Below are 11,196 nucleotides of genomic sequence, written 5' to 3'. Positions count from 1 at the left end.
GTCGCTCGTGTCCATCTGCTCAGCCTGCCTGACCGCCCCTCACGATTCGAGATGACTCGGCGGTTTCGATGGCGAGGAGGGTTGGTGGAGGCTGACCAGAACGGGTGGCAGCGGGCGTGATTTCGACGGCAAAGAGCGCCCTCGTTCTCGCAGAGACGAGGGCGCTCGGTGGTCGTGGGTCAGTCGCGGGAGATCAGCTCGACCAGTTCGCCGACGCGGTCCTCGGGGTAGGAGCGGGCGATGTCGGCCTGGCTGAGCATCCCGACGAGTCCGTGGCCGTCGATGACCGGCAGTCGACGCACCTGGTGCTTGACCATCGTGGCGATGGCTTCCTCGACCGAGTCGTCCGCGCCGATGGTCACGGGCTTGCCCTCGGCGAGCTGTCCCGCCGTCGTCGAACGGGGGTCACCACCGTCGGCGAGGCACTTCACCACGATGTCCCGATCGGTGAGGACACCCTTGAGGCGCCCGTCTTCACCGCAGATCGGCAGCTGGCCGACGTCCAGGTCCTTCATCTTGCGGGCGGCCGCCTCCAGCGTCTCACCCTCTCCGACGCACTCGGCGCCGGCCGTCATGATCTCGCGGGCTGTGGTCATCGTGCACACGCTCCTCGTTGATGACGTCGGTGCGGGATCTGCACCTGGCTCCTGCTCGTCCACCGTGACACGGGCTGCGGCCGTCGGCGAGCGGAGACTGGTCAGCTAGCCGCTGCACGCCGGGGGACGAACGCGCCTGGAGCGGGCCGCGATCCTGCGACCTGCTCTACGATGGACGAGGCGACGTCGTGGACCTTCCGGTTGCGGTGCTGGGACGCGGATCGCAGGATCTGCATCGCGCGCGCCGGGGAGCAGCGGCTCTGGGCCATGATCACCCCGATCGCCTGGTCGATGACCGGTCGCGAGTGCAGCGCGCGGGTGAGGTCCTCGACGGTCTGCGCCAGGTCGTTAGCGGCCTGCTGGTCGACGACCATCGCGGTGATGGTCGCGGCGACGGCGTCGAGGTTGGCGCGGGCAGGCGCCCAGTCCACCGGCTCAGGCACCCGGACCGAGACGCACACCAGGACATCCGCGGATCGGTTCCACACCGCCGAAGACGAACCCCGCGCTGCCGTCTCGGGTGTGTCCCACGCAGCCAGGTGGTCTCCGGGGTCGATGTCGGGCACGCCGGACAGCCAGCGGTGCTCACCACGGACCTCAGCGGTCACGCAGACTTCCGCGTCACGGAAGAACTCTCGTTTCAGGCCCGCTCGCAGGATCGTGATCGCCGGCTCGACCCCTGCGGGACCAAATCCCTCGACACCGTGCGTCCCCATGGTGGCCCCCCAACCATCTTCAGGTAGCTGCCAGTGTGACCCGTCTGGGCGAGAGCCGCGATAGTAGCTCTATCGCCACGGACCGGCTCGCTGCTGAGCGGATGGTGTGCCACGCCGGTGCTGTCCTTGCGCGCCAGCACCGGGGGCGCAACGTAGGTTGGAACGAGACGTGCGCACCCGGGATCGACGGCTGTCTTCAGGCGACCGGCACGGGCCGCGTTCGACAATCGTCCGGGCGGCTCGCCCGCGTCCTGAGGAGGCGATCGTGGCTGAGCACCGCGACCACGATCGAGGCGTGATCCTCGCCGCCCCCGCGGTCGTCAGCTCCGTGCCACGGCTGCGCCGGTGGTCGCTCGAACGGGCCCGCGCAGCCGGCGCTGGCATCCAGGCGCTCGCCACGATCGAGCTTGCCGCCAGCGAGGTGATCACCAACGCGGTGCGCCACGCCCACAACACCGGGGACATCACGGTGCGCATGCGCGCCGACGCCACCCAAGTCCGGTTCGACGTCCACGACGACGATCCGACGTTGCCGCATCTGCGAGCCAACCGCGAAGGACTCCCTGGAGGGCACGGGCTGCACATCCTGGGCACGATCACGTCCGGCTGGGGTGCTTACAACACCGGCGCCGGCGGGAAGGCCGTGTGGTTCACTGTCCCGCTGTGAGCGCACACGCTCGCCGGCTCAACTCGCCGTTGTCGCACGCTTACCGAGGTGCAACACGTCCAGGAGCCCGAGCACCGTCAGGACGCGTTCCACTCGCGGCGGAGTTCCGCGCAACGTGCAGGCCATCCCCCGCCCGAGACACGCCTTGTGACACTGCAGCAGCAGCCCCACCCCGGTGGAGTCGATGAACGACACCGCACTGAGGTCCACGACCACGGGCAACTTCGACGACCGAACCGCCGCCAGCGCCCGCGCGGCCTCGCGTCGCAGGGTCGCATCCACCTCGCCCGTCAACCGCACAGTCATCACCGACCCGTCGTCGGACGTGGTGATCGAGTCCTTGTGCTGCACCAGACCCCCCGGAGGCTCTCGCGGACCCACTCGCGTACGGCCCGAACTCCGACCAGCGCGGACAGCGCCTGACCCCACCCTTCCACGTGACGCGTCCGTCGAACAGGGGCCGACGCTGCAACGGCGTGCTGTCTGTGAGAGCGGGGGCAGAGGTGCGCCGTCGGCCGCCGACGCCAACATGCCGTCACGGTAGCGGCCGACCGAGCCCTGAGCGGTGCCGCCGTGGAAGTTGGCGGGCGACCGACAAGCCAGGGGAGATTCATCGGCCGCCCACAGCCACCGTAGCAACGTCACGCAGCCCGTGTCAGTCGCTCGCCCTGATCGCTGCCCCGAGCACGACGAAGCGCCCCGCCCTCCCGGAGGCGGATTCCACCGGTGGTCGCAACACAGCTTCGCGGCTGATGCTACGGCCCGGCCCGCGAGAGCGGGCCGGGCCGGGCCGCGGGCTAGAGGAGCGAGGCGATGTGTGCGAGGGTGCCGGACTCGACGAGGATGAACAGGCCGAGGCCGATGAAGACCACGGGCACGAGCCAGTGCTCGACCTTCTCCAGCGTCTCGGTGACGCGCTCGTTCGTGCCGATCGCTCGCGCGAACAGGCACCACAGGGCGAGCAGGACGAGGAACACCACGATCGTGATCAGCGCGTCGCCGGTGGACATGGTGCGGAACACCGGGGTGTAGATCGCGATGTTGTCCCCGCCGTTGGCGATCGTGATTCCGGCGACGCCGAGCAGCCCGACGGCCTTGAGCGCGGACTCGGCCTCGTCGTCGTCGTCCTGCCCGCGCAAGGTACGCACCAGAGCCAGGACACCGATGGCCAACGGGATGAGGCCCAGCAACCCGACCCACTCGTCCGGCACGATCGTCAGGCCGAGGGCGGCCAGGAAGCTGACCGCGATCAACGCTGTGAGGCCGAGGTACTGCCCGGCCACGATCTGCCAGCCGCGCAGCCCCGACGTCCCGCGCGCGGCGACCGCGAACAAGACCGTCAGGACCACGATGTCGTCGATGTTGGTCGCGACGAACAGCCCGGCCGCGGTTGCGATCGTGCTCAGCACGCCGACACCTGCCCGTCCACGCCGTAGGTCGGGCACAACGTGACCGCGCTACCCGTCGCAGCGAGCAGCGTCTCCGCAGCCGCAAGCATGTCCAGCAGCTCCGGGTGGGCCAACGAGTAGAACACCCGCCGGCCCTCCATGCGCCCGGTCACCAGGCCACAGTCCTTCAAGCACGCCACGTGTGAGGACACAGTCGACTGCGCCAGCTCCAGATCGTTGGTCAGCTCCGCGACCCGCGCCTCGCCGGCCGCGAGCCGGCGCACGATCGCTAGCCGGGCCGGATCGCCCAGCGACCGGAACAAGGCGACCGCAGGCTCGATGTCCGCCGTGGTCGCCGTACACACCTCAGGTTTCATGATCGACACGTGTCGATGATAACCGATGCGGATCGATCATGGCCCCAAAAGTTCAGCGAGACGGCGTGCGGGTGTCGTCCAGCCCAACGTCTTGCGGGGTCGGGTGTTGAGTTGGTGAGCGACAGCGTCGAGGTGGGCGCGGTCGTAGCCGCGCAGGTCTGTGCCCCTGGGGAAGTACTGGCGCAGCAGCCCGTTGGTGTTCTCGTTGGACCCGCGCTGCCAAGGTGAGGCGGGGTCGCAGAAGTAGACCGGGATGCCGGTCGCCAGGGTGAACTCGAGGTGCTTGCCCATCTCCGAGCCCTGGTCCCAGGTCAGCGACCGGCGCAGGTGCTCGGGCAATGCGGTCATGGTCTCGACCAGGGCGTCGCGGAACGTCTCGGCACCCCGGTCGGCCGGCAAGTGGATCAGCATGCAGAACCGGGTGGTGCGCTCGACCAGGGTGCCGATGGCGGACTGCTGACCCTTGCCGATGATCAGGTCGCCCTCCCAGTGTCCTGGAACCGCCCGGTCGACGGCCTCGGCGGGCCGCTCGCTGATCATCACCATCGGGTCGCGGTAGCGGGGCTGGCGGGCCTGGGCCATCCGGCGGGGCTTGCGCATCGCGCGCCCGGTGCGCAGTGCCGCGACCAGGTCCCGGCGCAGCTGGCCGCGGCCCTGGACGTAGATCGCCTGGTAGATCGTCTCGGGTGACACCCGCATCTCCGCCCGGGCCGGGAACTGGAGAGTCAGCATCGCCGAGATCTGCTCCGGGCTCCACCGGCGAGACAGGTGCGCCTGCACCAAGCCGTGCAGCTCGACGTTCGCGTGCAGCTTGCGGATCTTCGGGCGGGGCCGGCGGGCCGCGGCGCGCTCGTTGGCGGAGTGCGGGCGGTAGTCGCCCGTGCGCGGGTGGGCGTTCCGCGCGACCTCGCGGCTGACCGTGGATACCGACCTGCCGAGCTCGGTCGCGATCGACCGCAACGACCGGCCTGCTCGCAGCAGGTCAGCGATCACCAGCCGCTCGTCCAGCGACAGGTACCGACCCGACGGACATGACGAAACAGCCCGGCCTACCCCCACTCGATGTGGAGGTAGGCCGGGCTTGTTTCGCGTGGGTGCGGTGCCGTTGCGCCACCGCTTGCCGGTACGGGTGTTGATCCCGACGACTCGGCACGCCTCTCTGCTGCTGTAGCCCTGCGCCATGAGCTGGAAGTATGCCGCCCGCTCCCGGTCCAGCTGCTTCCTGCCCTGCGGCGCACGGTCCGCCCTGATCTCGAACTCCATCGCGTCCCCGAATCTCGGGTGTTGCGACGACCGCTAGAACTCAAGGGAGGAGGACGGGGGCGCCGGTCGTGCTGGGGCTGGGTGGTCAGGCTGCGTGCTTCGGGTCGTCGTCGCCCGAGGGAAGGGACCACGCGACCTCGGGCAGGTCGGTGATGACCGCGGCGCCGTCGGCGGTGACCTTCGCGTACTCGGGCGCGGCCGCGGAGCCGAGGACGAGCCGCGTCAGCCAGTCGGGCAGGTGCGGCTCGATCCAGCGGGCGACCGCGTACCAGGCGGCGATCGCCGCCGCGACGAGGACGCTCGTGACGACGTCGGAACGCAGCAGTGACGCCAGGGCGTCCCCGACGTCCCCGGGCACGCGCGGCAGCAGCCAGGACAGGAGGGCCGCCAGGGCGGTGCCCCAGGCCGCCGGGACGGCGGTACGCAGCAGGGACGCGCCGTAGTCGCCGAGCGACGTCGCGGCGTTGGTGGTGGCGAGGTGCTTCACGGGGGTCCTCCTCAGACCTTCTTGCCGAGCCAGTCGATGCGGTCCACGACGAGCACCTCGGGCTTGCCCCGCAGGATGCCGTGGTCCATCTGCCACTGGATGTCCTTGAGCTCCTGGGGGGTCTTCACCAGGCGGCGGGTGACACCGTCGCCGATGTAGACGCCGTTGGTGCCCTTGAGCTTCGCGAGGGTGAGCATGCGGTCGTCCTCCTCGAGGGGCTGGATCGGGTCCGGCGGCGTGACTTGCACGCCGCCGGGGGTCGGGGTGGTGGTGTGGCCCGGCTTCGACACCGGTGTGGTGGCGCGGATCGATGCGGCCGCGCGTGCCCACGCGGTCGGGCTGCCGACGAGCTCGATGTGCATCTCGTCGACCTGGGTGCCCCAGTCCCCGCCCCAGCGCAGGACCGTCTCGCCGGCGGCGGCGTTGACGTCGGCGAGGATCGCGCGCAGCGCGCCGACCTGCTCGGGGGTGAACGTCCCGGAGCGGTAGCGGGGGTGGCGGCCGCCGTTGCAGTCGACCGCGGTACCGGACAGGTGGTTGGAGTTCCCGATGCCACCCGACGCGGTGTTGACGGCCAGCGAGCGCCACCCGTGGAACGTCTGCAGCGGCTCGACGCGCTCGTGGAACTCCTGGCCGACGTAGGCCAGGATCGTGGCGGCGTCGCCGGCGCGGACCTTCGTCGAGCGGCCGCCGGCGGTGATCGTCGTCAGGCGCCCGTCGTCGTAGTCGATCCGCTCGGCGCCGTTCATCGTGACCGTCACGTCGTCAGTCCTTCCGGCCAGGGCGGGGGCGGGGGTGCCTTCCCGAGGCTGATGTGGTCGCGGAGCTGGTGGATGTAGTCGTCCCGCAGCCGCTCCCGCTGCTCGGACGCCTCGAGGCGGGTTTCCGCGCGTTCGAGCCGGGCGACGAGGCTGTCGATCATCTGCTGGGGGGTCATCTCGCGTTGGGCCCGCCGGGCGAGACGCTGCGTGACGATCACCGCGGCGAGACCCAGGACCCCGGTGATGAGCGCAGGCAGGGCTGGGTTGTTCATGCGGCCTCCGTGCCGGTGGAGCTTCCGGGGTTCGTCATCCGGGCGGACGCCCCGGCCATGACGGCGACAGCCAGGTAGATCACGGCGAACACCCACTGGCGGCCCGAGTCGCCGTTGACCAGGGAGGTGACCCACCCCGCGAGGTACGTGCAGCCCCAGATCGTGAGCATCCCGGCGACCATGCCGAAGCCCCACGCGTCGAAGTGGTCGCGCTGCCGGCGGGCGAACGACTGCCAGGCGCCGAGCCCTGCCAGCACGGCGGCGATTCCCCACAGGGCCGCGTACACCGCGAGCGGGACGACGGCGTCAAGGGTCGCGAGCCCAGACGGGAGCGTCACGCCCTGGTCGACGTCGAGGTAGGCGCCGGCGTGCACGGCCGCGATCGCTGCCCCTGCGAGCAGCACGCTGCCTCTCGGCCCGTTCAGGCGGCGGATGATCCGATCGGGCATGGGGGTCCCCTCAGGCGCCTAGCGGCGGAAGATGGCGATGGCGTCGATGTTGACGGAGTTGGTCGTGCTGGCCCCGAAGTTGGTGGTCGCCCAGCAGGTCGCCTGGACCGTGATCTGGCCGCCCGGCGTGAGGTCCTCGAGCGTGCGGATCGCGCTGGCGGTCACGGACTCGTACCCGCCGGCACCGACCCCGGTCTGCACGGCGCCGCCGCTGGAGCCGTCGATGGTCGCTCGCCCCAGGAGGTACCCGGAGCTGGCGGACTGGTTCCACGCGCCGATCGAGACGATCACCATGACGGACGCCTTGGTGAACCCGTCGGGGATGTTCATGGTGCGGGTCGCGACCGCGGTCGCTGTGGTCGTGACGGCAAAGTTGGACGTGCTGTACCCGATCGCGCCCTCCTCGATCGGGTTCTGCAGCGCCTCGTTGCTGATCGACCCGTTCGGGACCGCCAGGTCGCCGGAGAACACCGCGTCGCCGGTGACCTGGAGCGTGCCGCCGAACGCCGCGTCTCCGGTCGACATCAGGTCGCCGTCAACGGTCAGTGACGAGTCGATCGTCATGCCGTCCTCGGTCACCGTGATGCCGGCTTGGCGGAGCGGGGACCAGCCTCGGGTGATGCCCGCGAGGGTGCGCTCGACGTGAGCGAGTCGGGCGATGAGCGCCGCCAGCCCGTCGCGCGGAGGGTCGTACTCGCTGGCCTCGCCCATGTCCGGGGTGTTGTCGTCCGACCAGTCGTCGAGCTCGCTCACGCCGTCCTCCTCACCGTGCGTCGACCTGGGGGCGGAACTCCAGGCGGGCCTGCATGGTCAGGTCGCCGCGCATCGCGACGACCCGGGTGCGGTACCAGCCGTCGGGGAGGTAGTGCCGCAGGTACGGGTGGTCGGCGACCCGCACCCGCGCGAAGTCCCCGGGGCGGATCTGCGCGACCGGGGGGTAGGCGTCCAGGCGCGCGGTCAGGGACCACGTCGCCCGCGGCCGGCGGGTAACGCGCAGCCGCGACGCGGCGTGCGAGCGCAGGTCCGTGCGCACCTTGACGCGCGGGTAGGCGCGCACGGACTCCAGCAGCGGGTACCCGCGGTCGAGCAGGCCGTTGTCGACGGCCCGCTCGATGAGCTGGGCCTCGTCCTGCCCGTCGCCGGTGGCCCACGACCGCATCGTCAGCTCCGACCAGTCCCGCCGGATCCGCAGGTCCGACACACCAGAGCGCGGCACGGTGGTGTCGAGGTCCCAGTCGGCCCCGGCCTGGTGCAGCATCGGGTCCGCGGTGGTCCCGGTGAGCATCCGCCAGCGGATCGCCAGGCCGTCGGTCGTGAACTCCGGCCGGAACGCCACGTCCGGGCCGCCCTGCACCTGCATCAGCTCGCGGAGCTGGTCACCGACCGACGCGAGCTGCGTCGCCGGGTACGTGCGCGACGCCGCGCCGGGCGAGTCGGCAGGCAGGATCACCGGCAGGTCCCCGCCGAGGTGCGCCATCGCGGTCGAGATCAGTCGCTTCGCGATCGTCCCGTAGGAGAGCCCCGAGTACGTCAGGTCGGCGGCCTTCGCGGCGTTCTGCCCTGCGGTCAGGACCCGGATCACCTGCCGGTGGTCGAACAGCGACGCGAGCCCACCGGCGCCGACCATCAGGGTGCTGTCGGCGACGTCGTGCACCCAGATCGGCCCGGCCTCCAGGATCGTGCCCTGGTACTCGGCGGCCAGGTACGAGCGGGCGCCCTCCAGCCCCATGAGCAGCTCCGGGCGGACCGTGACCTCGTGCGCGAGCAGCGGCACGGTCGCCGTGACCGTGCCGGCCTCACGCAGGCGCTGCTCCCACGTCGCGGCGGACACCGGCACGGTCGACAGGATCCGGCCGGTGCGCAGCTCCCCGCACAGGATCGTCGGGGACGCCGAGCGCACCAGCGCGACCGGCACGGGCGGGACGTACAGCGACACGACGTCGGCGAGGTAGTCCTCGTAGGTCACGCCGTAGTGCCGCACCCGCGACACCACGACGTGCTCGACGCCGCCGCCCTTGGCGGGCATGGGCCGAGCGAGCCGGTACGTCGGGTCCTCGACGAGCGTGCGCGGGAACGTCCCCGTGGCGTCGGACCGGAACGCCTCGACCGTGGAGACGCTGCCGCCCTTGCGCGCGACGACGACCTGGTCGTCGGGGCACGGGTCGGGGAACGCCATCCCGCCGATGTAGGACCCGACGCCGTTGGAGTGCAGGGTGGGGCCGGACGTGCCGTACTCGCGGATCTCCCACTCGCCGGCCTCCGTGAGGTAGATGAGCTTGTACACGGCGGAGGCGACGTCGTCGCGGTCCCACTCGGCGTAGGCGATCGCCGGCAGCGCCGGGCCGGGGCGCACGTAGTGCAGGCGCCGGGAGTGCGTGTCGGGCAGGTCGGGCAGCAGCGGGGTGACCGCGTCCGCCTCCAGGGGCAGGCCGGCGCCGGACACGTTCGCGACGATCGACGGGTCGACGGTCGAGGAGACCTGGCCGGTGACGGCGTTGATCTCGAAGTAGTTCACGGGGTTGTGCGTGGGCCCGGGGTTGAAGCCCCACGCGACGCGGAAGGTCTGGTCGCCGGGGGCGTGGGCGTCCATCACGGACAGGTAGGTCTGGTAGGAGCCGGTGACGAGCCGCTGCTCGACGCCCCAGGTGATGACCCCCGTCGCCTGGTCCACCGAGAACGGGATGATGGACCAGGAGTAGTTCCCGACGCGCACGAACACCCAGAACGTGTCCTGCGCCGCGTCGGACAGGTGCTCGATGCGGTGGATGATCGAGTACGACACCCCGGTCGACGCGGTGAAGTCCTGCACGGCCGCGGTCCGCAGGGACAGCACGGAACCGTCGGCGTCGGACACGCGGGCCTGCAGCAGCCGGTCGCGGGAGTGCTGCGTCCACAGCATCACCATGCGCCTGCCCTCGGCCGCCCAGATCGCCGGGCAGTTGTGGTCGTCCGGGACCCCGGCGCCGACCTCGACGCGGGTCTCCGTGCCGTTCGTGTGGTCGAACTCGGCGGCGATGAGCGTCCCGTCGGACGCCACAGCGCCGACGACGGTCCGCTCAACCGGGGCCGTGAGGTACGTCGCCAGCGGGTAGACCCACCACTCGCCGATGCCGTCGCCGATCGACGGCAGGTCGTCGATGCTTGTCATGCTCACGCCGCCGGGTAGACGACGAAGCCTTCGAGGGTGTCCGTGCCGTTCCACACCCACGGGTTCGCGTTGTTCACGGCCTGCCGGGAGCCGATCGGGTACGTCGCCTGGTAGAACATCACGATCCCGTCGCCGGCGCCCGTGCGCGTCACCTCGACGCCGCACCGGTTCGACGACGACCCGTCGAGCAGCGACGCCCGGCCGATCACCGCGGTGTTTGGGATCGCCGAGGCCATCAGCTTCGGCAGCGAGATCGTGTAGGTGCCCGACCCCGGGTTGGTGACACCGGCCAGGGTGAGCGAGAACCACGCGACGACGAGGCCGCCGATCTCGATGTACCGGCCGACAGCTGTCGGCGGGTCCATCGACGGCGGCGTGGCCGCGGACAGCACCGGGGTCCACGACTTCACCGACGGGTTGCCCTCGACCTGCCACCCCGACCCACGGTTGATCTGCGTCTCCCCGGTGTCGAGCAGCCGCACCAGAGCGGGCAGCAGCGCCGACCCCCACGTGATCGCGTCCCGCTGCGTCGTGCCGACCACGGGGATCGGCGCACCGCGCCCGGCCGTGTACTGCACACTCGACGTCGAGAACGAGCCGCCCGCGGTGCCCGTGGCACCCGACGGGATCGTGACCCGCGCGAGCTCGATCGCGTCGGCCGGGATCGCAGGCACCGACGGGGTGCCCGTGCTCGGGTTGCCCACGACCACATCGATCACCGGCTCCGAGGCGCTGTCGCCCTCGAGGCGGCGGGTGTGCAGGGCGTAGATCCGGTCGATCCGCGACCCCGACCCCGGGGCGGAGGTCACCGGCCCGACCGTGTAGTCCGCGGCGTTCGCCCACGGCAGGACCTCCCCGGTCCCGGCCGGGGTGGCGACGTGCCCGGGCCCGACCGTGTACGTCCACCCGGAGGTCCCCGACACCGTCATCCCGGAGATGACCCCCGTGCGGCCGCCGTAGGCGCCCGCCGGGGCGACGAGACCGGCCAGGGCACGGCGGCCCATCGCCGGGGTCGTGCTCGACATGTCAGCGTTCGGGTGGACGAACAGACCGCGCTCAGGCATCAGGTGCT

General features: G+C 71.1%; 14 protein-coding genes. 1 reads left to right on the top strand and 13 read right to left on the bottom strand.

Annotated features, from left to right (window positions below; genetic code table 11):
* Positions 1 to 179: 179 nt before the first annotated feature.
* On the bottom strand, positions 180 to 596 hold the full coding sequence (locus P9841_RS06990) for a CBS domain-containing protein (protein ID WP_283321329.1): 417 nt from the start codon (positions 594 to 596) through the stop codon (positions 180 to 182).
* A gap of 101 nt (positions 597 to 697) precedes the next feature.
* A complete protein-coding gene (locus tag P9841_RS06985; RefSeq protein WP_283321328.1) occupies positions 698 to 1,204 on the bottom strand; it encodes an ANTAR domain-containing protein in 507 nt (168 codons plus the stop codon).
* 373 nt (positions 1,205 to 1,577) lie between these two features.
* Here P9841_RS06985 and P9841_RS06980 point away from each other — a divergent pair, with 373 nt between their 5' ends.
* The gene (locus P9841_RS06980) at positions 1,578 to 1,979 is read left to right on the top strand and encodes an ATP-binding protein (protein ID WP_283321327.1); all 402 of its coding nucleotides are present in this window, start codon (positions 1,578 to 1,580) and stop codon (positions 1,977 to 1,979) included.
* A gap of 18 nt (positions 1,980 to 1,997) precedes the next feature.
* Here the strand turns inward: P9841_RS06980 and P9841_RS06975 are convergent, their stop codons facing one another.
* The 11 genes from P9841_RS06975 to P9841_RS06925 form a co-directional block, all read right to left on the bottom strand.
* Positions 1,998 to 2,330 (bottom strand): STAS domain-containing protein, encoded by a 333-nt coding sequence (locus P9841_RS06975; RefSeq protein ID WP_283321325.1) that lies wholly within the window; start codon positions 2,328 to 2,330, stop codon positions 1,998 to 2,000.
* 446 nt (positions 2,331 to 2,776) lie between these two features.
* A complete protein-coding gene (locus tag P9841_RS06970; protein ID WP_283321324.1) occupies positions 2,777 to 3,388 on the bottom strand; it encodes a cadmium resistance transporter in 612 nt (203 codons plus the stop codon).
* On the bottom strand, positions 3,382 to 3,744 hold the full coding sequence (locus P9841_RS06965; RefSeq protein WP_283321887.1) for an ArsR/SmtB family transcription factor: 363 nt from the start codon (positions 3,742 to 3,744) through the stop codon (positions 3,382 to 3,384). The genes P9841_RS06970 and P9841_RS06965 overlap by 7 nt, the downstream gene beginning before the upstream one ends.
* Before the next feature lie 36 nt (positions 3,745 to 3,780).
* Positions 3,781 to 5,007, bottom strand: coding sequence for an IS30 family transposase (locus P9841_RS06960; protein WP_283321323.1), 1,227 nt, complete (start codon positions 5,005 to 5,007; stop codon positions 3,781 to 3,783).
* 85 nt (positions 5,008 to 5,092) lie between these two features.
* A complete protein-coding gene (locus P9841_RS06955) occupies positions 5,093 to 5,494 on the bottom strand; it encodes a hypothetical protein (RefSeq protein WP_283321322.1) in 402 nt (133 codons plus the stop codon).
* An 11-nt stretch (positions 5,495 to 5,505) separates the two neighbouring features.
* Positions 5,506 to 6,255 (bottom strand): M15 family metallopeptidase, encoded by a 750-nt coding sequence (locus P9841_RS06950; protein WP_283321321.1) that lies wholly within the window; start codon positions 6,253 to 6,255, stop codon positions 5,506 to 5,508.
* The gene (locus P9841_RS06945) at positions 6,252 to 6,527 is read right to left on the bottom strand and encodes a hypothetical protein (protein ID WP_283321319.1); all 276 of its coding nucleotides are present in this window, start codon (positions 6,525 to 6,527) and stop codon (positions 6,252 to 6,254) included. The genes P9841_RS06950 and P9841_RS06945 overlap by 4 nt, the downstream gene beginning before the upstream one ends.
* Positions 6,524 to 6,976: a hypothetical protein gene (locus P9841_RS06940; protein ID WP_283321317.1), complete on the bottom strand. Its 453-nt coding sequence runs from the start codon at positions 6,974 to 6,976 to the stop codon at positions 6,524 to 6,526. The genes P9841_RS06945 and P9841_RS06940 overlap by 4 nt, the downstream gene beginning before the upstream one ends.
* Before the next feature lie 18 nt (positions 6,977 to 6,994).
* Positions 6,995 to 7,729: a hypothetical protein gene (locus tag P9841_RS06935; protein ID WP_283321315.1), complete on the bottom strand. Its 735-nt coding sequence runs from the start codon at positions 7,727 to 7,729 to the stop codon at positions 6,995 to 6,997.
* A gap of 10 nt (positions 7,730 to 7,739) precedes the next feature.
* Positions 7,740 to 10,130 (bottom strand): hypothetical protein, encoded by a 2,391-nt coding sequence (locus P9841_RS06930; protein ID WP_283321314.1) that lies wholly within the window; start codon positions 10,128 to 10,130, stop codon positions 7,740 to 7,742.
* The gene (locus P9841_RS06925; protein ID WP_283321313.1) at positions 10,127 to 11,188 is read right to left on the bottom strand and encodes a hypothetical protein; all 1,062 of its coding nucleotides are present in this window, start codon (positions 11,186 to 11,188) and stop codon (positions 10,127 to 10,129) included. The genes P9841_RS06930 and P9841_RS06925 overlap by 4 nt, the downstream gene beginning before the upstream one ends.
* Between the last annotated feature and the right edge of the window lie 8 nt (positions 11,189 to 11,196).

Origin of the sequence: Cellulomonas sp. ES6 (assembly GCF_030053835.1) — a bacterium.
In the GTDB taxonomy this organism is placed as follows: domain Bacteria; phylum Actinomycetota; class Actinomycetes; order Actinomycetales; family Cellulomonadaceae; genus Cellulomonas.
The sequence above is the reverse complement of the archived record's forward strand: the minus strand, read 5'-3'. Positions and strand labels throughout refer to the sequence as shown.